This window comes from Lebetimonas sp. JS138, assembly GCF_000523335.1.
Taxonomy (GTDB): Bacteria; Campylobacterota; Campylobacteria; order Campylobacterales; family Nautiliaceae; genus Lebetimonas.
On record NZ_ATHT01000001.1, the window covers coordinates 1,182,058 to 1,206,844 of the forward strand.

Sequence of the window (24,787 nt, forward strand, 5' to 3'; positions counted from 1 at the left end):
TTATTGTATAATTTTAACAAAAAGGTTTATATGAATAAAAAAGAGTTTGATTTATTAAAAGAGATTCCAAATTTTGTTGTGTTTTACGGTAATGAATTTTATCTGGAAATGTATCAAAAAAAGTTGGAGGAAAAATTTAAAAATGAAAATATATTAAAACTCTATTTTGATGAATTTGATAAAAACACTGCAAAAACACATTTATTGGAAAATTCTTTGTTCGGTGGTAAAAATATTTTGATTGTAAAAACAAATAAATGGAATAAAGAGATAGAAGAGCTTAAAAAATTATTCAAAAAACAACTACTGTTTTATTTTTTATACGGGAAATAAAAAAATAAAACTCTCTAAAAACGACTTTGTAAGGTTTTTTTCACCTTCTTATAAAGAAATTATAGAATATATTAATTTGTTATCAAAAAAAGAAAATGTTCTTCTTTCAAATGAAGCAAAAAATTTTTTGGCCAAAAGTATTGAACCTCTGTTTTTAGCCCAGGAAATAAAAAAATTAGCATCATTTAAAAATGAGATATCTTTAAATGACGTAACTGATTTGGTGTTTTTATACAAAGAGGAATCTTTTGAAGATTTGTTTGTAAAGATTTTGAGCGGAGCTGATTTTTTTGATGATTTGAAAATCATATTGGAAACCACAGATTTTAAAAGAATAATACCGGCGTTTGTAAACTATATCACCAATCTTTATCAGTACAATCTTTATATAAAAAAAACAGGCTCTTCAAACCTAAAAAACTTTTTGGGTTATCAGCTCCCTTTTGATATTGAAAAGAAGCGGGTCAATATAGCAATTAAACTAAAAGAAAACGATTATAAAAATTTATTTGATTATCTGTTAAATAAAGAATTGTTAATGAGAAACTCTGATAAAGAAAAAGAAGCTCTTTTTTGGGAAGCAATGATTTGGCTTAAGAATTACCACTCTTTTTAAATAAGTTTTTAAATTTTTTAGCAGCTTTTGTAAGCCCCAGTTTCATTCCTGCATATCTCATCATTTTTGCCATCTGTTTGTATTTTTCTTTTTCATAGCAGGGATTGGGGCATTTTCTGCATCTCGGCTTTGGGTTATTAGGGCATTCAGTTAATCTTTCTATTGCATAAGAGAATAAATTATGACATTCTTCACATAAATTTATTTCAAAATTTAATTCTAAATTTTTATAATTTACATTATATTTTTTTATAAACTGGCCGGTATGTTTATCATTACAGTAAATAGGAAAAAATTTTTTTAATGTTTCGACCTCACTTTTAAATTTTTCTTCAGTCATAAGAACCCTTTTTATTTATTATATAAAAAGGGTTTGTTTTATTCATTGATACCAGTCAATTTTCCATTTTTCATTCTCAATTTTCCATTAATAAAATTTTGCCTTATGGCTTCATAAAGTACAATTCCACTGCTGACGGCCAAATTTAAGCTTCTGCCTTCTTTTGTCATTGGAATGGTAATACATCTGCTTTTATATTTATTTAATATATTTTCGTCAATTCCTTTTGTCTCGCTTCCGAAAATGATATAATCTCCCATATTAAATTTTGCCTTAAAATATGGTTTATCTGTTTTAGTAGTGGCAAAATGGCATTTGTCAATATTAATATTTTTTAAAAAATCATCTGTGTTTTCCCATACGGTTAAATCTAATTTGTACCAGTAATCAAGCCCGGCTCTTTTTACGGCTTTTTCCCCGATATCAAATCCAATAGGTTTTACTATATGAAGCTTTGCCCCGGCATTTACACAAAGTCTTCCTATATTTCCCGTATTGGGCGGAATTTGAGGATTAAAAAGTACAACATTAAACATTTTTTTGCCTTTTGATTAAATAACTTAAAATTTTTGCTACAGCTTTTGGTTTTTTTGAAAAAATGTTTTTTAACCTCTCTTTTATAATTTGTTTTTTAATTTCTTCTACATTTTTTTTCATTTCCTACTTCTTTTTTTATCTTTCTTGCTAACTTGGAACTTGGCTTCTTGGCTACTCACCACTCACCACCCCGCCGCTTTGCAAGCGGCCGGGCAAGCTCACTAATCACTATAATATTATTGTTTTGTTTGCATAAACAAAAATTCTATCTTCTATAGCTTTTTTTATTGCACGTGAGAGAACTATTTTTTCAATATCTCTTCCCTGGATTCTCATCTCTTCCCAGCTCATTTCATGGTCTACCCTTATGACGTCCTGTTCTATTATCGGACCGTCGTCAAGATTGTTATTTACGAAATGTGCCGTTGCCCCTATAATTTTCACACCTCTGTCGTAAGCCTGTTTGTAAGGGTTTGCACCTATAAATGCAGGTAAAAACGAATGGTGAATGTTTATTATTTTGTTTGGAAATTTTTCAACAAAATTTGGAGTCAGTATTCTCATAAATTTTGCCAAAATTATATAATCCGGATTTGTTGGCATAATAATTTCAAGCATTTTATTTTCATGCTCGGTTCTGTTTAAATTTTCCGCAGGTACATAATAAAAAGGAATATTGAATTTTTCAACCAAATCTTTTAAATTGTTTCTGTTTGCGATAACCCCAATAATTTCTATATCCAAATCCCCTGAATACTGTTTTATTAAAATATCCCCCAACGCATGTGCCTCTTTAGTAGCCAGTAGGAAAACTCTTTTTTTTCTTTTTTTATATATTCTGACATTGGCACAGGAAACTTCTTTTAAAATTTCTTCTTTTAAATTTTCTTTGTCTATTTTTCCGGTTATTACAGCCCTAAAGAAAAATTTGTTGTTTTCTTTATCCACAAATTCCTGTTGCGATTCGATATTGAAATCATTTTTATATAAAATTTTTGATATTTTATAAATAAGACCTTTTTCATCATTACAGTCAATTAATAATGTATATTGCATTTTTAACCTTTTTTTATAATTATTTTATCATAACTTCTTATTTCGTTTAATATTGAAAATCTCGGATTGTCCGGGTTTATGTTTTTTGGTTTGTATTTTTTATTCCATAAATTTTCTTTTTTTAACCATTTTTCACAGCAGTTAAAGTTTAATATGCTGAATGTATTTAGCGGATATTTCAAAGCCAGGGCGTATAAAAACCTGTTGGTAACGGTTTTTGGACACTTTTTGATTTTTATTTCCCTTTTTAATTTATTTGGCGGATTTAGCTGTTTTATTATAAATTTATTATTTAAATGTTTATAATAAAGAAGATGATACAAAAAATATCCTTCAAGAGGGTTTGATTTATATATTTTCGCCAGATGAAAAAATTCTTTTTTTGAAAAATCTAAATTAAATAATTTTTTTGCAATTTTTAATATTATAAAATAATAAAATCCGTAGTATAAAAATTTTGAATTGAACATTTTTTCAAATTCCCCGTATATTCTCTCTTTGCTTAAATCGTTTAATTCTATTTCTTGACACAGTTTTACAGTTTCGAAAGCCACTTTAAATTTTAATCTTGCGGCAAACTGCATTGCCCTTAGAACCCTCAGGGAATCTTCTTTGAATTTTTCATCATTTATGTGTCTTATTGTTTTGTTTTTAATATCTTCAATTCCGCCCCAGAAATCCAAAATTTTTCCGCTGAAAATATTTTTCATCAATGCATTCATAGTGAAATCGCGTCTTGAACTTGCTTCTTTTTCATTTTGGATTAAATTTACTTCAAAACCCCTGTGGCCTGGTGATGTTTTTATTTCTATGCGGGGCAGGGCAATATCAAAATTTTTCCATTTGTATACAAAAAAACTTTTACCTACTCCTTTTGCCCCGAGTTTTTGCATTAATTTATCAAATTCAAGAGGTTTTATATCATAAACTTCTAAATCAAATTCTTTTGGTGTTTTGCCAAGAATCTCATCCCTTACAGCACCGCCTACAATGTAAACTCTTTTAGTGTAAGGTGCAAAAAATTTTTTTAAAAATTCTAAATCCTTATATAAATCTTCACTCCTCACTACTTACTGCTCACTATTTTTCACTATTTCAGTTTTTCATCGATTTTTACCAATAAATATTCCAGAAAATTTAATGTTACATCAAGTTTGACATCAAGATTTTGGGTGTTTGGGGATTGCAGGCCTTCAAACAGAATAAGCAGTCTTTCTTTAATATGTGAAAGAAATTCTTTATCTTCGTAACTGTTTTTATTTGCATTGTCTTCTACAACTATTGAATTTTCTTCAAGTTCCTGCAATGTTTCAAGTATTGTTTCTTTTATATCCATTTTTTTTACCTTGTTTAAACCAACATTCAGATTTAACATTTAAAATTAAAATATAAGCCATTTTTCAAATTCGAATCTGTTTTTTTGATTTATTTCGTTAAATTCTTTTAATTTCAAAATATTTACACCTTTAAATTTTTTTCTTTTTTTCAGTCTTTTAATGGCTTCTATTATTTCCTGGTCTTTTTTTTCTAAGCTTTCATAAATCTCCAGGGCTTCTTTTTTAAAACCCTGTGATTCAAGTATTTTTGCATATGTTTTTGTTTTAATCTTTAACGTATTTGGCAATTAAATCCCCCATTTTTGATGTATTTACTACTTCTTTTGCGTCAAATTCGGCTAAATCCGGTGTTCTGTAACCTAAGGCCAATACTTTTTTTATTGCTTTTTTAATTCTTCCGGCGGCATTTAATTCGTTTAAATATTCCATCATCATAGCAGCACTTAAAATTGTAGCAATAGGATTTGCTATCCCTTTTCCCGCAATATCAGGGGCACTTCCGTGTATAGGCTCAAAAAGCCCTACTTTTCCTCCAATGCTTGCACTTGGAAGAAGTCCGATGCTTCCTATAATCATACTTGATTCATCGCTTAAAATATCTCCGAAAATATTTCCTGTTAAGATTACATCAAACTGTTTAGGGTTTCTTACAATCTGCATTGCCGCATTGTCCACATACATATGGTTTAAACTAACTTCAGGATATTCTTTTGCAATTTCTTCAACAATTTCTCTCCAAAATTCGCTTACTTCGAGGACGTTTGCTTTATCGATAGAGGTTACCCTTTTGTTTCTTTTCATTGCTTCTTTAAATGCAACATGTGCTATTCTTTCAACCTCCCCTCTTGTATAAATCATTGTATTATAGGCTTTTTCATTATCTTTGTATCTCGGCTGGCCAAAATAAATTCCGCCGGTAAGTTCCCTTACAACTACAAAATCGACACCTTTGACAATTTCACTTTTCAAGGTTGATGCATTTATCAGTTCGTCAAATATCATGGCAGGGCGTATATTGGCAAAAAGTCCCAGTTCTTTTCTAAGTCTTAGCAGTCCGCTTTCCGGTCTTTTTTCTTTAGGAAGATTTTCCCATTTATATCCTCCGATAGAACCGAATAAAACGGCGTCGCTTTCAAGGCTTCCTTTTATTGTTTCTTCAGGGCAGGGGGTTCCGGTGGCGTCATACGCACTTCCACCGAGCAGATATTCTTTATAATTAAATTTTATATTTTCCGCTTCACCGAGCGCATTTAATACTTTTATGGCTTCATCCACTATTTCAGGGCCGATTCCGTCGCCTTTGATAACTGCAATATTATATGTTTTCATTATTTTCCTTTATTTCCCTTGCATAATTGATAAGTCCCCCCGCGGCAATTAAATTTTGCATAAAATCTGGAATTGGTGTAAATTTATAAACCTTACCTGTATCAATGTCGCTTATTATTCCCTTATCCATTTCTATTTTGATTAAATCGCCTTCGTTTATTTCATCACTTTCAAGCAGTTCAAAAATAGGAAGCCCCATATTAAAACTGTTTCTATAAAATATTCTTGCAAAACTTTTGGCTATCACTGCCGCAATTCCTGCCGCTTTTAATGCTATTGGGGCGTGTTCCCTGCTGCTTCCGCTTCCGAAATTCCATCCTGCCACAATTATATCGCCCGGTCTTACTTTAGCCGGAAATTCAGGATCGGCGTCTTCCATTACATGTTTGGCAAGTTCATGAGGGTCTGACGTATTGAGATATCTTGCCGGAATAATCAAATCTGTATCTATATTGTCTCCGAATTTCCATACTCTTCCAGTTATTACATTCATAAAAATCCCTTTTTTTCAAAATTTTACCAAATCTGAGTTTAAATTGCTATTAAATATCCTATCCCAAGTCCTGCAAAAGATAATAAAAAAAAGAAAAAAAGCTCCTTTGTTAATTTTCTTGCTATAAAAACGGCAATAAAAAATTTTACTATAGAATTTGTGATACTTGCGATAATAATACCGTTTAGAGCACTAATGGAAGAAATTTTATTATGGGCAAGAGAGCTTAACGAAAGAGTTATTGCATCTACATCGGTTATTCCGGAAAAGAACGATAAAATATAAATTCCTATATTTCCGTATTTATTACTGACCAGTTCCGCGGCTGCGTAAATAACCGCAAAAATAATTGCAAATTTAATAGCTTCGTCAATTTCAAGAGGATTTTTTGATTTCAGCTGCATTGTCAGTTTTTCAGAAATTGATTTTTTATATAAATAATATGAATAAAAAAGTCCGAAAAGCGTGGCAAGAAGATAGGGAATTAAGATTTTTTTTGATATATCCTGATTTACAATTAATGTCTCAATATAAACCCTTGCAAACATTATAGTGTTTGCTATTGAAATACCTGCCGCATAAAGGTAATGGTTTTTTTTATTTTCTCTAAACATTCTGCTAAGTGCGAAAGTAACAGCGGTTGAGCTGAAAAGGCCTCCCGCCGTTGCAGTAATTAAAATTCCTTTGTTTCCTAAAATTTTAAGGGAAATGTAGCCTAAAAATGATAAAGCAGATATTAATACGGCCATAAGCCAGGTTTTATACGGATTGAATAAATTATAAGGGTCTATTGTTTTATTTGGCAATATGGGAAGTATTAAAAATGTCATAACCAAAAGTAAAACCGCCGCATTGATATCATTTACGGAAATTTTTGCCTCTAATTCTTCCAATTTTGGTTTTAAAGACAAAACAACAATTATTATAACACCTATAAAAATGGCGTATTCCACTTTTCCAGCATAAACCAGAATTCCCAGAAAATAAGAAATAATTGCGGCAAAATGTGTGGTTGAACCCTGTTTTTTATAATGAATAACTTTTAATAAATAAGCACTTACAGTAAGGCTTCCTATAATAATTAAACTGATATATAAAAAATAAGGATATCTGTCATTTAACCATGCGCTTATAAATCCTGCAAGGGAAATAAGGGCAAAAGTTCTGCTTCCTGCAAATGAATTTATGTTTTTGGAATTAAATCTGATACTCCTTTCAAGCCCTATGCTGAAACCTATAATAATGGAAATTAATAAAAGTTTTAAAAATTTCAAATCCAAAATTAAGCCTTTTTTATTATTATATTAAAATTTTGCTAAAATTATAAAAAAAAAGGCATGTTTTGAGAAAAGCGGTTGCATTTACAGGTCCGAGCAATTCGGGAAAAACAACATTGATTGAAAAAATTGCCAAAAGGCTTATCAGTTCATACAAAATAGCGATTATTAAAAACGATCCGGCCGACAAGGCGCAGTTTGACAAAGAGGGTAAAGACAGTTACAGATTTTATTCAACAGGAGCGGAGGTTGTTGTAACATCCCCCACCAGAACCACTTATTTTTCTCACAGGCAAAAATCACTTGATGAAATTATAAATATGATAAACGATTTTGATATTTTGCTTGTTGAAGGGCTTAAATATCTGCCTCTTCCGAGAATTGGGATATTCAGGGGTGATGTTGATGAAAGTTATTTCAGATATATAAAAGCCGTGGCCGTTGATGAGAGTGTGGATAAAAGTAAAATACCCCAAAATATAGAAATACTGAATTTAAATGATACGGATCAGATAATCGAATGGGTATTGAATAATGCAAAAGAAGTGTAAAAATAGTAAGTAGTGAAAGGTGAATGGTGAGTAGTGAAAATATTAAAAAGGAGCGGGTATGACCGAAATAATGGATAGAATAAAAAATATAGCCATTGAAATAAGCAGTGCTATTAAAACACAGGATACCGGTAAAGCGGACACATGTAATATAAGCGGGGATGTTCAGGCAAAACTTGATGTAATAAGCGATGAAATTGTTGAAAAACATTTAAGCTGCGTTTCAAGTGTGGCACAGATAATAAGCGAAGAAAAAGAAGATGCCCTTACGTTAAATGAAAACGGTAAATATTTTGTTGCTTATGACCCGCTTGACGGGAGCAGTTTAATAGATGTCAATTTAAGTGTCGGAAGTATTTTCGGAATTTATAAAGGGGATTATGCAGGGGAAAATATTGTTGCTGCCGCATATGTTGTATACGGTCCGAGATTGGAGCTTGTTGTAGCCAGGGATACGGTGGAACTTTTCAGATTTAATGAAGAAAAAAAAGAATTTGAATATATAAAAGAATTAAGACTTTCTGAAAAGGGAAAAATATTGGGGCCCGGGGGCACTCAAAAATGCTGGTACCCGTATCATAAAAAAATGATTGATAATTTTTTTAAAGAAGGTTACAGACTCAGATATTCCGGAGGAATGGTGCCGGATTTACATCAGATTTTATTAAAAGGTGGAGGTCTTTTTGCTTATCCTGCCGCAACCGATAAACCGAAAGGCAAACTCAGAAAGCTTTTTGAAGTGTTTCCTTTTGCATATGTGTTTGAACGTGCGGGAGGCCTTGCAATAGACGGGGAAAATAATATTTTAACTCTGGGATATGAGCATTATCATGACACTACTTCCTGCTTTCTCGGAAGTAATTATGAAATAGAAAAAGTTTTAAATACTTATAAAGGAAAAAAATGAGCGACTGCAGTACATATTATTTAACAACGCCTATTTATTATGTAAACGATGTTCCGCATATAGGGCATGCGTATACGACTATAATCGCTGATTCCATTGCAAGATATGCAAGACTTAAGGGAATTGATACCTTTTTTTTAACGGGTACTGACGAGCATGGCCAAAAAATTGAGGAAGCCGCCAGAAAAAGAGGCAAGAGCCCAAAAGAATATGCAGATGAAATAAGTGCAAAATTTAAAAAGTTGTGGGATGAATTTGAAATAAGCTATGATAAATTTATTCGTACCACAGACCCCGGGCATATTAAAGGTGTTCAAAAAGCTTTTTTAACAATGTATGAAAACGGGGATATTTATAAAGATTATTATGAAGGGCATTATTGTGTGGGGTGTGAAAGTTTTGTGGCCCCTAGCCAGCTTGTTAATGATGAATTGTGCCCGGATTGCGGCAGGCCTACAAGAATTATAAAAGAAGAAAGTTATTTTTTCAGACTCTCTAAGTATCAGGATAAAATTCTAAACTGGCTGAAAACAAAAAAACCTATTTTGCCTGAAGCAAAAGCGAATGAAATTATAAGATTTGTCGAAGACGGTTTAAAAGACCTCTCCATTACAAGAACTTCCTTTGAATGGGGAATTAAACTTCCAAAAGAGATTAATGACCCAAAACATGTTGTTTATGTATGGCTTGATGCATTGTTTAATTACTTAACGGCACTTGGATACGGCAGCGGGGATGAAAGTTTGATGAAAAAATACTGGCCTGCAAAGCTTCATATAGTGGGAAAAGATATACTTAAATTTCATGCTGTTTACTGGCCGGCGTTTCTGATGAGTATAGGATACTCCCTTCCGAAAGTAATAGCTGCTCACGGATGGTGGACAAGAGACGGAGAAAAAATGAGCAAAAGTAAAGGAAATGTAATTAACCCCAAAGAAGTCGCCGATGCATACGGAATTGAAAATTTCAGATATTTTATGCTAAGAGAAGTGCCGTTCGGGGCAGACGGTGATTTTAGTGAAAAAGCGTTAATAGACAGAATCAATAACGACCTCGGAAATGATCTCGGAAATTTGCTAAATAGAATTATAGGAATGGCATATAAATATTTTGACGGGAAAATAACTTCCCAAAATGTCGAAAAATATTTTTCAGGGGAATTAAATGAAGCGAGAAATATACTCAAAGATTTGGAAAAAACATATTTGTGGAAAATGCAGATACATAAATTTTTAGAAGAGTTATGGAAAGTTTTAAGTATCGGAAATAAAGCAATAGATACATACAAACCTTGGGATTTGATGAAAACGGGAGAAAATGAAAAAGCAGGCGCACTTCTTGGGCTTATTGCCAATTTATTGGCGCTTGTGGCGGTAAATCTGCATGCATTTATGCCAAAAACCACTCAAAAAATTGCCTCAACACTCGGATTTGAAATAAATGAAAAAAGTTTTAAAGAAATAATGGACGGGAAATTGATTGGAGATTTTATTATAGAAAAAATTCCTCCACTTTTTCCTAAAATAGAAAAACCTTTAATGAAAAAATCTGAAATTAAGCAAAAACCCCAAAATTTGGTAACAATAGACGAATTTTTTAAAACCGAGCTAAGAATTGGAAAAGTTGTTCAGGCTGAAGAGGTTAAAAAATCCAAAAAACTGCTTAGGCTGGAAGTTGATTTGGGAGAAGGTAAACCTCGTCAGATTATTGCCGGAATTAAAGAATATTACACGCCAGAAGAGCTGATTGATACTTATGTGTGTGTTGTAAGTAATTTAAAACCCGCTAAACTTATGGGAATGATTAGTGAGGGAATGCTTCTCGGGGCTAAAGATGAAAACGGTTTTTCCCTTATCAGACCTGAAAAACCTAAAAAAGTCGGAACGCAGATAAAATAGTGAAAATAGTGAAAACGGTGAGTAGTGAAAGTAAAAATAAATGAAAATAGAAACATTAGTTAATTTAATAAAAGGGGAACTTCTAAACCGTCCCTTTATCAGTGAAGTTACTTCTTTTACAGAAAATCCCAAAGAAGTTTTGAGAGGAAGCTGTTTTTTTTCGAATAATTTTGATGATATAAAAAAAGCTGTTAAAAACGGGGCTTATGCCATAATAAGTGAAAAAGAATTTGAAATAATAGATAAAGAGATAGCCTGGATTTTAGTTTCTTCTATAAAAAAGGCCGTTTTTGACATATTCAAATATGAAAATATAAAAACTAAAATTTATTTTACTGATAAAATTACCGCCCATATTATAAAAAAAATGAATATAGATAAAAAAGTTGTTGTTTTGGAAAATGAAAAATCTTTTTTAACGGCACTTAATAAAAATGAAAGTTTTTTAATAAGTTCTAATCCAGAATTTAAAAAAATTTTTATAAATTCTGAAGAATTAAAACCTGTAAATATTAAGTTAGAACAAATTTCTCTGTTTAAATCCAGATATAATCAGATAGATATAAATCTGCCTTTTGTATATAAAAAAAATTTTGCAAAAGCGCTTATGTTTTTTGAAAATAAAAATTTAAAATATTCCCTTGATTTTGAACTGGAGAGGTTTAAACCCGTTTTTGTAAATAAATTTTTAGAAAAAGTAGAATATGGGCAAAGTGATAAAGTATTGATTTTAGGTATTGAAAATGATGAAAATTTTTTTAATGAACTAAATTACTTAATAGAAAACACTAAATATGCCAAAACTATAATTGTAGGTAAATATAATAAAAAAATTTTAAACGGATATTTTAATTTTGCAATGCTGGTGGATATGGAAATTGAAATGAAAACAAAAGAAAAAGAAAGGAAACTTTTTGATTGAAATAGAAAAAATAGAAAATCTCTGCTCCGGCAGGTTTTTATCTTTGAAAAAAATTTTCTTTAAATATAAAAACAAAGATAGATTTTGGGAAGTCTGTGTGGGGAATAACAGTGTGGCAATACTTTTGTATCATAAAAGTTTTGATTCTTTTTTAATAGTCAAACAGTTTAGAATGCCGGTTTTTTTAAAAAACGGTGATGGTTATACATATGAACTTTGTGCTGGATTAATAGATAAAGAAAAATCTCCTGTAGAAATTGCAAAAGAAGAGATTTTGGAAGAATGCGGATATAATGTAGATATAAAAAATATTAAAAAAATTACAGAATTTTACAGCAGTGTGGGAAGCAGCGGCTCTAAACAGATACTTTATTATGCCGTAATTGACGAAAATATGAAAATAAGTGAGGGCGGCGGAATAGATGATGAAGATATTGAGCCTGTTTTTATAAAAGTAGATGATGCTGAAAAAATAATTTTTAATGATAAATTTACAACAACCCCTGGGCTTAAATTTGCCTTTCTTTGGTGGCTTCAAAATAATGAAAAATGAGCGAAAATAAGCAAAGCGAATTAAGCTCATCTGGCTATCAAAAGTGGCCATGATGAAAAATTATATTAGGTTTTTTAAAAATAATTGATTGACATTGACTCAAATTTATTATAAAATATTATAAAAATAAACTGTTTTTTTAATTTTAAACTTTTAATTTTTCACTTTTAAAGGAGGGGATATGGCAAAAAGTTTATACGAAGTTTTAGGTGTCTCTGAAAGCGCCTCTCAGGATGAAATTAAAAAAGCGTATAGAAAATTGGCGCGAAAATATCATCCTGATATTTGTAAAAAGCCCGAATGTGAAGAAAAATTTAAAGAAATAAATACAGCTTATGAAATTTTGGGTGATGCCCAAAAAAGAAAGCAGTATGACGCAATGGGCGATAATATGTTTAACGGTCAAAACTTCCAGGATTTTTACAGACAGCATAAAGATGTCGATTTGGAAGAAATTCTTTCACAGATTTTCGGAGAAGGTTTTGGTGCAAGTCGAGGTTTTGGAGGCTTCGGCGGTTTTGGATTCGAAGGTTTCGGCGGAGGGTTTGAGCCGGATTTGGATGTTCATGCAAGAATTCAGATTCCTTTTGATTTAGCCATTAAAGGCGGTGTTTATACCATTAATTATAATGGAGAGGCTATAAAAGTAAAAATTCCCTCAGGGCTTAAATCCGGGCAAAAATTAAGAATCAGAGGAAAAGGTAAATCTCATAAGGGTAAAAGAGGGGATTTGATTTTAGAAGTGGAAGTTACCCCAAATCCTAACTGGGAAAGAAAAGGTGACGATTTATATACAAAAGTTGAGGTTCCTTTAAAAACTATGATTTTTGGCGGAAAAGTGGGTGTAGATACATTTAAAGGGCATATTAATGTAAAAGTTCCCGAAAATTCCAAATGCTGTCAAAAATTAAGGGTTAAAGGTTATGGTGTGAATAACGGTAATTTATATATAGAACTTATTCCAAAACTGCCTAAAATTGAAGAACTGGACCCGGAACTTGCTAAAATGATGCAGGAAAAATTATAAAAGGAGGTGTAAAATGCACAGTTATGATGAACCGGTATATTTAATAAGTGTTGTCAGTAAAATGTTAAACATCCATCCGCAGACCCTTAGACAATATGAAAGGGAAGGTTTAATTAAACCTAACAGAACGGAAGGTAAAATGAGACTTTATTCTCAAAGAGACATAGACAGGTTGAAACTGATATTATCATTGGTCAGGGATTTGGGGGTTAATCTGGCCGGTGTTGAAATAGTGCTTCAGTTAAAAGAAGAGATAGAAGCCCTGCAAGAAGAAATGGAAGCATTAAAAAAAGCTCAGGGACAGATTCCGAGAAACAGAAGCGTTGTTATAAAAAAAGATACCTATCAGCTTATTTTGGTTCCCGATAAAGAGATTTAAAATATATTAAACGGCAGGGTTAACACTCTTTTAAACAGATTAAACGGATTAGGAAGAAGTGCTTTTCCTATATCTTTTGTGATTTTAGGATTGTATAAATCTCCTTTTATTATCATTTTAACTTCTATACTGCCGTCTTTGCCAAGTAGCAGATAACTTAACCCTTTTCCTATAACAGGTATTTTTTTAAGTTTTAATTTTAATTTTGCCTTAGTTTTTAAATTGATATAATTTTTATTGAAATCTATATATCCTTTTGAAAAAAAATCTATATTTTCCCCTTCAATATCTGATTTTTTGATATATAAAATTTTATTGAAAAGAAGATATTGGATATTTCCTTTTTTTATTTTATATCCTTTTGAAGAAAAACCGGGATTTGAAAGGGAAAGTATTGAAGGAATTGTGTTTAAAAAAGCCAATACATTGTTTAGTGCCTTTAATTTTGTAATTATTGCATTGTTTATATAAACATTTCCTATATAATAATCATCCGGGGATTTAACCAGCGTAAAATCAAGATTTATTTTTTTAAAAAAGTTAAATTTAGGTAAAAATGCCCCGAATTCCTCTTTTGAAAAATTTTTACCTTCCAATAAAAAATAACCGTTTTTTGTATAGCCTGTTAATTTTGAATTTTTATATGTTGAATTAAGCGAAACGGAATTGTTAATCTCTTTTAATGATGCTTTTTGGGAGAGAAACTTATGTGTTTTATATAAAATATTGGAATTTTTCAAATTAATTATTATATTTTTATTTTCAGTGTTTTTTTGATTAAAATTTTTATAATAAAATTTTTCCAAAGGGAAAAGATTTATATCTATATTTTTTAAGCTTAAAAACAAATCGTTATTATTCATAAAAAACTGTATGAAATTATTATAAAGTATAATTTTATTTTTGTTAAGTTCCAGATTTAACGTGATTTTATTAAAAGCGAATTTTGATAAATTGTTTTCCACGGGAAGGTTGCTGTGTCTGTAAAGAATAGCAAGTTTTGGTTTTATATAGGTTAAAGCTTTAATGTTTTTTGCAAAAGAGATAAATAATATACCGTTGTCAATCATATTTTTAAAAGGGGTGTAATGCAGTAACGGCTTTAAATTATTGATAATAATATTGTCTTTATCCAAATTTATATAAACATGAGAATTTTTTAAAAACAGCTCAAGTGAATTCAAATCCATTGTTGCTTCTTCTTTGAAATTCTTAACATCTAAAATAGGATAAACAACAAAATTGTTTATTACACCTTTTAATGTCAAAATAAGAGGTTCATAACTGATTTTGCCGACACCCGTAAAAAACAGATCAATTCCTCTCGCTATTTCCAAAAATGATTTTTTTATTTTAAAGGAGGTATAATCCGGCGTAACGGTTATATTGGCTTCTTGGACCTGAAGGGGAAGAGAATCAAGCTTTAAAATAGGATTTTTAGAAATTACATCTATATTGAATGAAATGTTTTTATCAAACTTGACAATCCCTCTTATATTGTTTTCCCCTCCTGTCTGTTTTAGAGGAATAGATATATTTAATTCTTTTTTTAAAACATTGTTTATCTTGTTATTGAAATATTCTTTAGAGCTGAAAAGTGCATATTTTTTATTAAAATCTATTTTCAGATTATTAATTTTTACTCCGTTAAAAACGATTTTTTCGGAAGTGAAAGTTTTATTTGTAATATCGAATTTGTTATTTTCTATTTTAAAGTCAAAATTATCCGCTATACCTGAAATTATTTTGTTTAAAACTGTTTTTTTATCCCCTTTTATGCTTGAAGAAACCGCTTTTATTCTTTTTGAAACAAAATTTGTAGAATTTATATCATAAGAAATTTTATCACTGTTTTTTATAATGTATATTTTATTTAATAAAAAAGAAAAAACGCTGTTTTTAATATCTCCTTTTTGAATATTTATTAAAGCGGAGGTTTTATCAGGAATTTTTATTTGAATATTTTTTAAAGCTATTGATAAGTTTTTATAATCTGCTTTTAAAGCTTTGGATGTTATCTGTGTATAATAATTTAGAAAGTTTGTATTTATTTCGATATTATAGGCATAAATATTTTTTAATGTTTTAAACTTTTTAATATGCAGTTGTTTTATAGAAAACTGAAAATTTTCATTGTTTTGGGATATTGTTGAAGAATTGGTATCTATTGATATATTGTTATATTTTATTATAGAATTTTTAATATAGGTTGTGGAAAAAATTTTATTTTTATTTAAATTTATACTTATTTTGGAATTTAAATCATTTAAAGAGATAATAAAATTTTTTTGTGTTATTAATAAATTATCGGAATTTAAAACAAGTTTTATTCTGTTTGATATCGGGTAAAGTTTACCTTTAAAATAGATTAATGAATTTTTATAATTAAAAAAACCTTTTATAAAAAAATATTTTAAATAATTTCTTAAACTCAGGTTTATATTTTTTATTTCAATATCGTTATATTTCAGTGAATAAACAACAATTTTTGATTTTGGAAATATGTTTTTTATATATGCTTTTAGGTTTAAATTATTGTATTTTATATTTAAAAAATGATTATTGTAAACAATGTTAAGATAAGGGGCGGAAATTTTCAGTTTTTTTATATATTTTAAAAATTTTACAAATCCGATAATTTTATATAATTTTATTTTTTCATTTTTAGGAATAGATGAAATGTCGATATTACTTTGAAGTCTGTTATGTTCTATTTTTAAAAAAATTTTTTTAATATGCATATTTTGAAAATTAATATTATATAATGTTATACCTTTGAATAAGGATATGAAGAATATGAATAAAAATAAAAAAATTGTAAGAATTGCAGCCTGGATTGAAGTTTTGATAATATTCATTATATTTACCCTTTTTTATCTGGCCCTGCCTTTACATTCCGATAGAGTTGTATATATTCCAAAAGGCAGTGTAAATCATACAATCGATTATTTAGAAAAAAATAATTTTAATACCGGAATAATAGATAAAATTATACTTTATCTTTTGGGTAAACCGCAAGCAGGCTGGATAGATTTAAAAAAAACAAAAATGAGTAAATTAGATTTTTTATATAAATTAACGACATCTAAAGCGGCTCTTGTAAAAATAACAATTATTCCCGGTGAAACAAATTATTTTATATTCAAACAGATAGAAAATAAACTGCATTTAAAAAATTTTTACTGTAATATTGACGAGGGCTTTTTAAAACCTGATACCTATTTTTTACCTATTGGGATGAGTCCTGAAAAGGTTTGTGATTATTTATATAATGTTTCTTTAACTTATCATAAACAGATTTCAGATAAAATTTTCGGAAAATTTGAATACAGCAAATATAAAAAATATTTGATTGTTGCGTCAATAATACAAAAAGAAGCCGCAAATGCAAATGAAATGAAATATATTTCCGCTGTAATATATAACAGGCTTTTTAAACATATGAAACTTCAAATGGACGGAGCATTAAATTACGGAAAATATTCTCATATGAAAGTTACCCCTGAAATGATTAAAAACGACAAATCTTCATTTAATACTTATAAATTTTACGGTCTTCCTAAAGTAGCTGTATGTATTCCTTCAACCGAGGCTGTGATTGCTGCAATTTTTCCTGCAAAAGTCAATTATCTTTATTTTGTAAAATGCGGAAAACACCATCTTTTTGCTACAAATTATAAAGCACATTTAAGGAATATCGGAAAATGCAAAAATAAATGAAAAATTAAAAAATGTAAAATGTAAAATTAACAAAAATTTTTCACTTTTCACTTTTCAGTTTAAACTTTGTTTGTTACTTAATGTTACAATGGTTTTTAAAACTGAATAAAAACTGTTACTTTTCGTATAAACTTGGTTAAAATTTAAAATAAAAAAAAGGAGAATATATGAAACCTACGATTGTATGGACAAAAGTTGACGAGGCCCCGTATCTTGCCACGTTTAGCCTGTTACCTATTGTTGAAGCATTTACCAAAGATGCAGATGTGAATATAAAGCTCAGAGACATATCACTGGCTGGCAGAATAATAGCGGAGTTTTCCGATATTTTACCTGATAACCTAAAGCAGTCTAACGATTTGGCTTATTTGGGAGAGCTTGTAAACAAACCGGAAGCGAATGTAATAAAACTGCCTAATATTTCAGCTTCGGTGGTTCAGCTTAAAAATGCCGTAAAAGAACTTCAATCACAAGGCTATCCTTTGCCTGATTATCCTGAAGAGCCTAAAGATGCCGAAGAAGAAAAAATTAAACTCAAATACGCTAAATGTATAGGGAGTAATGTAAATCCGGTATTAAGACAGGGGAATTCCGACAGAAGACTGGCCGAACCTGTAAAAGAATATGCAAGAAATCATCCTCACAGAATGAGGGATGTGAGTGAAAATTGCAAAAGTTATGTCGCCCATATGGATGATAATGATTTTTATCAAAACGAGCAAAGTTTTGTTTCACCTGAAAATCAAACGGTAAATATAATTTTTGAAGATAAAAAAGGGAATAAAAAATTATTAAAAGAACTTGAGTTAGAAAAAAATGAAATTTTAAGTTCAAGTTTTATAAACAGAAACTCTTTAAAAGATTTTTATGCCAAAACTATGAAAGAGGCAAAAGAAAAAGATATTTTGTTTTCACTTCATTTGAAAGCGACAATGATGAAAGTAAGCGATCCTGTTATGTTCGGGGATGCAATCAGGGTATATTATAAAGAACTTTTTGAAAAATTTGGGGAAGCTCTTGAAGAAATCGGATTTAACCCAAATAACGGATTAAGTGATTTGGAAGCAAAATTAAATAAACTTCCGGCTGATAAACAGGAAAGCATAAAAAAAGAAATAAACGAAATTTATGCAAAAAATCCGGAACTGTATATGGTTGATTCAGATAAGGGTATTACAAATTTACACAAACCAAACGATGTAATTATCGACGCTTCCATTCCGGCGGTTATAAAAAACGGACTTCAGGGATGGGGGCCTGAGGGTGAAACCAAAGATTTGGTTATCACAGTACCTGATAGAACATATGCAAGAATGTATAAAGAGATTGTAAAAGATTTGGTTGAAAAAGGACAGTTTGATCCTACAAAAGTAGGAACTGTGCAAAATGTTGGTCTTATGGCGAAAAAAGCGGAAGAATACGGAAGTCACGATAAAACATTTTATGCGCCTGATGACGGAAAAATTTATATAGAAGATGAAGGCGGCAACAAAGTAATGGAACATAAAGTCCAAAAAGGCGATATCTGGAGAGCATACAGCGCAAAAGACGATGCTGTTAAAGACTGGATAAAATTAGCTGTAAACAGGGCAAAAGAAAGCGGGTATCCTATTGTATTCTGGCTTGATTCCAACAGGGCTCACGAAGCCAATTTAATTAAAAAAGTTATTGAAGAACTACCAAAATATGATTTAAGCGATGTCGAATATTATTTAATGGCGCCTGAAAAAGCTATGAGATATACATTAAGAAGATTCAGGGCGGGGGAAAATACAATTTCAGTAACCGGAAATATTTTAAGAGATTATTTAACAGACCTTTTCCCTATTATAGAAGTCGGTACGAGTGCAAGAACACTTTCTATTGTTCCGCTTCTCGCAGGTGGAGGGCTTTATGAAACAGGTGCAGGGGGCAGTGCTCCTAAACATGTTGACCAGTTTATTAAAGAAGGCCATTTAAGATGGGACAGCCTTGGTGAATTTTTGGCTTTGGCAGAGAGTTTAAAACTTGCCAAAAAACAGGGCGGAAAAGAAGAAATTACAATAATTGCGAGTGCTTTAAACAGGGCTGTGGCAAGATATCTTGACGAAGACAGGACACCGAAAAGAAAAGTCGGAGAGCTTGATAACAAAGGAAGCCATTTTTATTTAGCTAAATTCTGGGCGGAAGAGCTTGCAAATTGCGGTAATAAAGTTTTAGAGGAAAAATTTGCACCTGTTGCGAAAGAATTGGCTAAAAATGAAGAGAAGATTCTTTCAGAAATTGCGGCAAATGAAGGTAATTCTTGTGAAATTGACGGATATTATCATCCAAATGAAGAAAAATTAGCTAATTGCATGAGACCTAGTAATACTTTTAATAAAATTATAGATGCACTCAGATAATCCCTTTTGGGATTTTTTAAAGGAAAAAAATGACAAATAAAGTCTCAATTGTAGGTGCCGGGAATGTCGGAAGCATAGTCGGATATTCCCTTGCAATGCAAGGGCTTGCTCATGAAGTTATATTGGTTGACAGAGATACGGACAGGGCAAAAGGGAAGGCGCTTGACATGAGTCAGGCTGCAAGCGCTGTGAGAAGCCATTCCATTGTGAGGGCGGCTGACAGTTATGAAGATGTAAAAGGAAGCAAAGTTGTTGTCATAACTGCCGGATTTCCGAGAAAGCCTGGAATGAGCAGGGAAGATTTGCTTTTAAAAAATGCGGAAATTATGAAAGATGTTATCGATAATTTAAAAAGTGTTGCTCCGGATGCTATAATAATAGTTGTATCCAATCCTCTTGACGCTATGACTTATACAGCCTTGAAAGTAGGTAATTTTAAAAGAAATCAGGTACTGGGAATGGCTGGAATACTTGACAGTGCAAGAATGGCATATTTTATTTATGAAAAATTAGGTTACGGTGCAGGACAGATAAGGGCAAGTGTAATAGGCGGACACGGGGATTTTATGGTTCCGCTTCCAAAATATTCCACTGTTGCAGGTGTCCCTCTCAGTGATTTACTCTCTCAAAAAGAAATTGATGAAGTTGTCGAAAAAACAAAGAAAGCGGGAGCTGAAATAGTGGGATATTTAAAAACGGGAAGCGCATACTTTGCCCCCGGAAAATCAACGGCTATTATGGTTGAGGCAATACTTAAAGATTCCAAACAGATTTTTCCGTGTGCGGTTCTTCTGGAGAGTGAATACAACGTTAACGGTGTTGTTAACGGAGTGCCTGTAATGCTTGGAAGCAACGGGGCTGAGAAAGTGATTGAAGTTACACTTGATCCGTGTGAAAGAGAGCTTTTCAGACGTTCAAGCGATACCGTAAAAGAAATGATAAATATATTAGATAAAGATTTTTTTAAGGAGAAAAAATGAGAGTAGTAAAATATGAAGATATTGTCAAATCAATAAGGGATACAATAATATATTCCACAACACATTTAGCACCTGATATGCTTGAAGCCCTAAAAAAAGCTTATGAAGAAGAAAAAAGTGAAGTAAGCAGGGCTGTTCTTGCCCAGATACTTGAAAATGCCGAAATTGCAAAAAATGAAACAAAACCTTTATGTCAGGATACAGGGCTTGCCATTTATTTTGTAAAAGTGGGCGAAGATGTAAAGGTTGACGGCGGAACATTAAAAGAAGCTATTTATGAGGGAACTAAAAAAGGTTATGAAGAAGGGTACTTAAGAGCCAGTACATGTGATTGTTTTACAAGGGCTAATTTAAAAGATACAGTAGGTTATAACCTTCCTCCTATTATTTATTTTGACATTGTTCCAGGCGATAAAATAGATATTGAATTTGCAGCAAAAGGTGGAGGAAGCGAAAATGTAAGCCGTGCAACTGTTTTGGCACCTGCTGCCGGAAAAGAAGGAATAAAAGAATTTGTAAAAAAAGTTGTAAGCGATGCAGGTCCTAATCCATGTCCGCCTCTTGTTGTAGGCGTTGGAATAGGCGGAAGTTTTGATATGTCCGCTGTAATGAGTAAACATGCGTTATTTAGAAATATAGGAACTCCAAATCCAGACCCGGAATTAGATCAGCTTGAAAAAGAACTTAAAGTTGAACTTAATAAACTTGGAATCGGTGCTATGGGAATGGGAGGAACTGAAACTGTTCTTGCAGTTCATATAGAAACATATGAAAACAGAATGTGTCATATTGCATCACTTCCTGTGGCTGTAAATATTCAATGTCACTCATCAAGACATGCTCATATAATTATTTAAGGAGAAAAAATGGCTGAATATAAATTGACTACCCCATTAACTGATGAAGATGTAAGTAAATTAAAATCAGGCGATTTGGTTTATTTAAGCGGAACTATGTATACAGCAAGAGATGCGGCTCACAAAAGAATTGTAGATTTGATTTTAAACGGGGAAGAACCTCCGTTTGATTTAAAAGGTGCCGTTATTTATTATGTAGGGCCTACCCCTCCAAAACCTGGTGAGCCTATCGGAAGTGCAGGACCAACCACAAGTTATAGAATGGACCCTTATGCTCCTACTTTAATAGAACACGGTCTAAAGGGAATGATTGGTAAAGGAAAAAGGAATAAAGATGTAATAGATGCGTGTAAAAAATATAAAGCAGTATATTTCGGCGCTACAGGGGGTGCGGCGGCACTTATTGCAAAAGCTATTAAAAAAGCTGAAATCATCGCTTATCCTGAACTTGGACCTGAGGCCGTAAGAAGAATAGAAGTGGAAGATTTTCCTGTGGTTGTTATAAATGATATTTACGGAAATGATTTATATGAAGAAGGAAGAAAACTTTGGGAGCAAAAATAATTAATAAAGTAAATAACTGAAAGGAGAATAAATGAATATTCATGAATATCAGGCAAAAGAAATATTTAAAAAATACGGTGTTCCGACCCCAAGAGGGGGAGTTGCATTCAGCGGTCCCGAAGCCAAAAAAGTAGCTCAGGAACTCGGCGGAAATTTATGGGTTGTAAAAGCTCAGATTCACGCAGGCGGCAGGGGAAAAGCCGGTGGTGTGAAATTGGCAAAAAGTCTTGATGAAGTGGAAAAACTGGCTGAAGAGATGATTGGAATGACACTTGTAACCCATCAGACAGGGCCTGAAGGGAAAGTGGTAAAAAAAGTTTATATTGAAGAAGGTGCTGATATCAAGGCTGAATATTACCTTGGAATGGTACTTGATAGGGCTCTTGAAATGCCGGTTATGATGGCTTCAACAGAGGGCGGTATGGAAATAGAAGAAGTTGCAGCCAAAACACCTGAAAAGATTGTAAAAGTATCAATTGACCCGACAATCGGTTTTCAGGGATTTCATGCAAGAAAATTGGCTTTTGGACTAGGCCTTAATAAAGAAGAGCAAAAAGAATTTATAAAATTTGCAAAAGCTCTTTATAATGTTTATGTGGATAATGATGCCGAAATGATTGAAATTAACCCTCTTATTAAAACAGGGGATAATAAATTTTTAGCACTTGACGCAAAAATGGGATTTGACGATAACGCACTATACAGACATCCTGATATTGCTGAAATGAGAGATTTAGACGAAGAAGAACCGACTGAAATTGAAGCTAAGAAATACGGTCTAAGTTATATTAAACTTGACGGAAATGTCGGATGTATGGTAAACGGTGCAGGACTTGCAATGGCTACAATGGATATTATCAAACACGAAGGCGGGGAGCCTGCGAACTTCCTTGATGTTGGTGGTGGAGCAAATCCTGATACAGTTGCAAAAGGATTTGAAATTATTTTAAGCGATCCTAATGTAAAAAGTATTTTTGTAAATATTTTCGGTGGAATTGTAAGATGTGACAGAATTGCTAACGGAATACTTCAGGCAACTGAAAAGGTAGAAGTAAATGTACCGTTGGTTGTAAGGCTTGATGGAACAAATGCCGCTGAAGCAGCGGAAATTCTTAAAAATGCAAATATCAAAAATATTATTCCGGCAAGTGATTTGAAAGATGGAGCACAAAAAGCGGTTAAAGCAGCGAAAGGAGAGCTATAATGAGTATTTTAGTAAATAAAGATACAAAAGTAATAGTACAAGGTTTTACAGGAAAAGAAGGAACTTTCCATTCAGAACAATGTATGGCATATGGGACTAAAATAGTTGGCGGGGTTACTCCAAATAAAGGCGGTATGACTCATTTAGGAAAACCCGTATTTAATACTGTTGAAGATGCCCTAAAAGCTACAGGCGCTACTGTTAGTATGATTTTTGTTCCGCCTGCATTTGTTGCTGATGCCGTTATGGAAGCGGCTGACGGGGGAATTGAACTTGCTGTTATTATTACTGAAGGTGCTCCTGTAAAGGATATGATGATGGCTAAACATTATGCCCTAAAAAAAGGCATGAAAACAATAGGGCCAAACTGCCCGGGAATTGTGACGGCGGAAGAATGTAAAATAGGAATTATGCCAGCAAGCATTTTCAAAAAGGGAAATGTAGGGCTTATTTCCAAATCAGGTACCCTAACTTATGAAGCAAGTAATCAGGTTGTAAAAGCCGGATTTGGAATTACCACCGCCATCGGTATCGGGGGAGACCCTATTATCGGGCTAAGTTATAAAGAACTTTTACCGATGTTTGAAGAAGACCCTGAAACTGAGGCTATTGTAATGATTGGTGAAATCGGAGGCGATTTGGAAATTCAGGCAGCAAAACTTATTAAAGAAAAAATTACAAAACCTGTAATTGCATTTATTGCCGGACAAACGGCACCAAAAGGTAAAAGAATGGGGCACGCCGGTGCAATTATTAGCGGAAGTAAAGGAACCGCTGCTGAAAAAATGGCGGCACTTAAAGAAGCCGGAGCTTATGTAGTTGAATCTCCTGCAGATATCGGAGCTACCGTAGCCAAGGCTTTAAAAAACAGATAATAACTTTTTCCTTTTCTTTCTTTTTTATTTTATAATTTAGTGTTTGACACTTTTTATCTTATTTGTTGAAAATAAGAAAAAGAAAATTAATTTTTAGATTCTGTTTCTATTTTTTTTAAAAATTCAATCAATCCTTTAATAATATCTTTCGGAGTTGGGGGACATCCTGGGATATGATAATCTACCGGTAAATCAATTCCTTTTATAGCGTATGTTTTTTCAAAAACCCCCAAATCTTTGGCACAATCTCCCAGGGTTATTACCCATTTTGGATTTGGAACCTGATGATAAGCATCCCATACATGATGATACATATTCATAGTCATTACACCGCTTACAAGTAGAACATCCGCATGTCTCGGGCTTGCAACAAAATGGATTCCAAGTCTTTCAAGGTCGTAATAAGGATTGCTTAAGGCGTTGCATTCGGCTTCGCATGCATTGCAGCTTCCACTATCTACCATTCTTATTGCAAGACTTCCTGCAAAAAGTTTTTTTATTTTATCTTTTAAATTTTTCCTAAGTTCTTCTAATTCTTTGTCAATCTCGATATTTTCTGTGACTATACCTGTTTTGAATCTTTCTTTCCAAAATCTTAACATTCAAATTCTCCTTAATTTTCCATTTTCCATTTTACATTATTCATTT

At 31.9% G+C, this 24,787-nt stretch carries 28 protein-coding genes; 16 read left to right on the forward strand and 12 right to left on the reverse strand.

Going from position 1 to position 24,787, the window contains the following annotated elements; all coding sequences use genetic code 11:
- The first annotated feature begins 30 nt into the window (after nucleotides 1-30).
- Together DZ67_RS10925 and DZ67_RS10930 are read left to right on the forward strand one after the other, a co-directional pair.
- Nucleotides 31-333: a hypothetical protein gene (locus tag DZ67_RS10925; RefSeq protein ID WP_236620010.1), complete on the forward strand. Its 303-nt coding sequence runs from the start codon at nucleotides 31-33 to the stop codon at nucleotides 331-333.
- Between the two features lie 76 nt (nucleotides 334-409).
- On the forward strand, nucleotides 410-949 hold the full coding sequence (locus tag DZ67_RS10930) for a hypothetical protein (RefSeq protein ID WP_236620011.1): 540 nt from the start codon (nucleotides 410-412) through the stop codon (nucleotides 947-949).
- Here the strand turns inward: DZ67_RS10930 and DZ67_RS0106780 are convergent.
- From DZ67_RS0106780 to DZ67_RS0106825, 10 genes are all read right to left on the reverse strand, one after another.
- Nucleotides 927-1,289 carry a nitrous oxide-stimulated promoter family protein gene (locus tag DZ67_RS0106780; RefSeq protein WP_024791926.1) on the reverse strand — a complete coding sequence of 121 codons (363 nt, stop codon included), beginning with the start codon at nucleotides 1,287-1,289 and terminating at the stop codon, nucleotides 927-929. The genes DZ67_RS10930 and DZ67_RS0106780 overlap by 23 nt on opposite strands.
- A gap of 38 nt (nucleotides 1,290-1,327) precedes the next feature.
- Nucleotides 1,328-1,825, reverse strand: a complete 498-nt coding sequence (locus DZ67_RS0106785; RefSeq protein ID WP_024791927.1) for a tRNA (cytidine(34)-2'-O)-methyltransferase — start codon at nucleotides 1,823-1,825, stop codon at nucleotides 1,328-1,330.
- Nucleotides 1,818-1,946, reverse strand: a complete 129-nt coding sequence (locus tag DZ67_RS0106790) for a hypothetical protein (RefSeq protein ID WP_024787900.1) — start codon at nucleotides 1,944-1,946, stop codon at nucleotides 1,818-1,820. The genes DZ67_RS0106785 and DZ67_RS0106790 overlap by 8 nt, the downstream gene beginning before the upstream one ends.
- A gap of 108 nt (nucleotides 1,947-2,054) precedes the next feature.
- Nucleotides 2,055-2,882 (reverse strand): formyltetrahydrofolate deformylase, encoded by an 828-nt coding sequence (gene purU / locus DZ67_RS0106795; protein ID WP_024790930.1) that lies wholly within the window; start codon nucleotides 2,880-2,882, stop codon nucleotides 2,055-2,057.
- Between the two features lie 2 nt (nucleotides 2,883-2,884).
- A complete protein-coding gene (locus DZ67_RS09975; protein ID WP_035907217.1) occupies nucleotides 2,885-3,949 on the reverse strand; it encodes a CCA tRNA nucleotidyltransferase in 1,065 nt (354 codons plus the stop codon).
- 23 nt (nucleotides 3,950-3,972) lie between these two features.
- A complete protein-coding gene (locus DZ67_RS0106805) occupies nucleotides 3,973-4,218 on the reverse strand; it encodes a CiaD-like domain-containing protein (protein WP_024791928.1) in 246 nt (81 codons plus the stop codon).
- A gap of 45 nt (nucleotides 4,219-4,263) precedes the next feature.
- Nucleotides 4,264-4,506 (reverse strand): hypothetical protein, encoded by a 243-nt coding sequence (locus DZ67_RS0106810; protein ID WP_024787903.1) that lies wholly within the window; start codon nucleotides 4,504-4,506, stop codon nucleotides 4,264-4,266.
- Nucleotides 4,484-5,548 (reverse strand): 3-isopropylmalate dehydrogenase, encoded by a 1,065-nt coding sequence (gene leuB / locus DZ67_RS0106815; RefSeq protein ID WP_024791929.1) that lies wholly within the window; start codon nucleotides 5,546-5,548, stop codon nucleotides 4,484-4,486. Before leuB ends, DZ67_RS0106810 begins: the two co-directional genes overlap by 23 nt.
- The gene (locus DZ67_RS0106820) at nucleotides 5,535-6,041 is read right to left on the reverse strand and encodes a 3-isopropylmalate dehydratase small subunit (RefSeq protein WP_024787905.1); all 507 of its coding nucleotides are present in this window, start codon (nucleotides 6,039-6,041) and stop codon (nucleotides 5,535-5,537) included. The genes leuB and DZ67_RS0106820 overlap by 14 nt, the downstream gene beginning before the upstream one ends.
- A gap of 38 nt (nucleotides 6,042-6,079) precedes the next feature.
- The gene (locus DZ67_RS0106825; RefSeq protein ID WP_024791930.1) at nucleotides 6,080-7,321 is read right to left on the reverse strand and encodes an MgtC/SapB family protein; all 1,242 of its coding nucleotides are present in this window, start codon (nucleotides 7,319-7,321) and stop codon (nucleotides 6,080-6,082) included.
- A gap of 62 nt (nucleotides 7,322-7,383) precedes the next feature.
- Here DZ67_RS0106825 and mobB point away from each other — a divergent pair, with 62 nt between their 5' ends.
- The 7 genes from mobB (at nucleotide 7,384) to DZ67_RS0106860 (ending at nucleotide 13,555) form a co-directional block, all read left to right on the forward strand.
- Nucleotides 7,384-7,869 (forward strand): molybdopterin-guanine dinucleotide biosynthesis protein B, encoded by a 486-nt coding sequence (mobB, locus tag DZ67_RS0106830; protein WP_024787907.1) that lies wholly within the window; start codon nucleotides 7,384-7,386, stop codon nucleotides 7,867-7,869.
- Between the two features lie 58 nt (nucleotides 7,870-7,927).
- Nucleotides 7,928-8,776 carry a class 1 fructose-bisphosphatase gene (locus DZ67_RS0106835; RefSeq protein ID WP_024791931.1) on the forward strand — a complete coding sequence of 283 codons (849 nt, stop codon included), beginning with the start codon at nucleotides 7,928-7,930 and terminating at the stop codon, nucleotides 8,774-8,776.
- A complete protein-coding gene (gene metG / locus DZ67_RS0106840) occupies nucleotides 8,773-10,674 on the forward strand; it encodes a methionine--tRNA ligase (RefSeq protein WP_024787909.1) in 1,902 nt (633 codons plus the stop codon). The genes DZ67_RS0106835 and metG overlap by 4 nt, the downstream gene beginning before the upstream one ends.
- 40 nt (nucleotides 10,675-10,714) lie before the next feature.
- Nucleotides 10,715-11,596, forward strand: a complete 882-nt coding sequence (locus DZ67_RS0106845) for a hypothetical protein (protein ID WP_024790043.1) — start codon at nucleotides 10,715-10,717, stop codon at nucleotides 11,594-11,596.
- Nucleotides 11,589-12,149: an NUDIX domain-containing protein gene (locus tag DZ67_RS0106850; protein WP_024791932.1), complete on the forward strand. Its 561-nt coding sequence runs from the start codon at nucleotides 11,589-11,591 to the stop codon at nucleotides 12,147-12,149. Before DZ67_RS0106845 ends, DZ67_RS0106850 begins: the two co-directional genes overlap by 8 nt.
- Nucleotides 12,150-12,330: 181 nt before the next feature.
- The gene (locus tag DZ67_RS11185; protein WP_024791933.1) at nucleotides 12,331-13,176 is read left to right on the forward strand and encodes a DnaJ family protein; all 846 of its coding nucleotides are present in this window, start codon (nucleotides 12,331-12,333) and stop codon (nucleotides 13,174-13,176) included.
- A gap of 13 nt (nucleotides 13,177-13,189) precedes the next feature.
- Nucleotides 13,190-13,555 carry a heat shock protein transcriptional repressor HspR gene (locus tag DZ67_RS0106860; RefSeq protein ID WP_024787913.1) on the forward strand — a complete coding sequence of 122 codons (366 nt, stop codon included), beginning with the start codon at nucleotides 13,190-13,192 and terminating at the stop codon, nucleotides 13,553-13,555.
- On the opposite strand, the gene DZ67_RS0106865 is transcribed toward DZ67_RS0106860, so the two are convergent.
- Nucleotides 13,552-16,413: a YhdP family protein gene (locus tag DZ67_RS0106865; RefSeq protein ID WP_024791934.1), complete on the reverse strand. Its 2,862-nt coding sequence runs from the start codon at nucleotides 16,411-16,413 to the stop codon at nucleotides 13,552-13,554. The two genes, DZ67_RS0106860 and DZ67_RS0106865, sit on opposite strands and share 4 nt — an antisense overlap.
- On the opposite strand from DZ67_RS0106865, the gene DZ67_RS0106870 reads away from it, so the two are divergent.
- The 7 genes from DZ67_RS0106870 to sucD all read left to right on the forward strand — a co-directional run bounded on the left by DZ67_RS0106870 (nucleotide 16,352) and on the right by sucD (nucleotide 24,139).
- Nucleotides 16,352-17,275, forward strand: a complete 924-nt coding sequence (locus DZ67_RS0106870; protein ID WP_051428199.1) for an endolytic transglycosylase MltG — start codon at nucleotides 16,352-16,354, stop codon at nucleotides 17,273-17,275. The genes DZ67_RS0106865 and DZ67_RS0106870 overlap by 62 nt on opposite strands.
- A gap of 167 nt (nucleotides 17,276-17,442) precedes the next feature.
- Nucleotides 17,443-19,659 (forward strand): NADP-dependent isocitrate dehydrogenase, encoded by a 2,217-nt coding sequence (locus DZ67_RS0106875; protein WP_024787917.1) that lies wholly within the window; start codon nucleotides 17,443-17,445, stop codon nucleotides 19,657-19,659.
- Nucleotides 19,660-19,688: 29 nt separating this feature from the next.
- Nucleotides 19,689-20,639 (forward strand): malate dehydrogenase, encoded by a 951-nt coding sequence (locus tag DZ67_RS0106880; RefSeq protein WP_024791935.1) that lies wholly within the window; start codon nucleotides 19,689-19,691, stop codon nucleotides 20,637-20,639.
- Nucleotides 20,636-21,496 carry a fumarate hydratase gene (locus DZ67_RS0106885; protein ID WP_024791936.1) on the forward strand — a complete coding sequence of 287 codons (861 nt, stop codon included), beginning with the start codon at nucleotides 20,636-20,638 and terminating at the stop codon, nucleotides 21,494-21,496. Before DZ67_RS0106880 ends, DZ67_RS0106885 begins: the two co-directional genes overlap by 4 nt.
- A gap of 9 nt (nucleotides 21,497-21,505) precedes the next feature.
- Nucleotides 21,506-22,060, forward strand: coding sequence for a Fe-S-containing hydro-lyase (locus DZ67_RS0106890; RefSeq protein WP_024790051.1), 555 nt, complete (start codon nucleotides 21,506-21,508; stop codon nucleotides 22,058-22,060).
- A 31-nt stretch (nucleotides 22,061-22,091) separates the two neighbouring features.
- Nucleotides 22,092-23,264 (forward strand): ADP-forming succinate--CoA ligase subunit beta, encoded by a 1,173-nt coding sequence (gene sucC / locus DZ67_RS0106895; RefSeq protein ID WP_024787921.1) that lies wholly within the window; start codon nucleotides 22,092-22,094, stop codon nucleotides 23,262-23,264.
- Nucleotides 23,264-24,139: a succinate--CoA ligase subunit alpha gene (sucD, locus tag DZ67_RS0106900; protein WP_024790933.1), complete on the forward strand. Its 876-nt coding sequence runs from the start codon at nucleotides 23,264-23,266 to the stop codon at nucleotides 24,137-24,139. The genes sucC and sucD overlap by 1 nt, the downstream gene beginning before the upstream one ends.
- Nucleotides 24,140-24,225: 86 nt before the next feature.
- On the opposite strand, the gene DZ67_RS0106905 is transcribed toward sucD, so the two are convergent.
- The gene (locus DZ67_RS0106905; protein WP_024790934.1) at nucleotides 24,226-24,741 is read right to left on the reverse strand and encodes an NADH-quinone oxidoreductase subunit B family protein; all 516 of its coding nucleotides are present in this window, start codon (nucleotides 24,739-24,741) and stop codon (nucleotides 24,226-24,228) included.
- Between the last annotated feature and the right edge of the window lie 46 nt (nucleotides 24,742-24,787).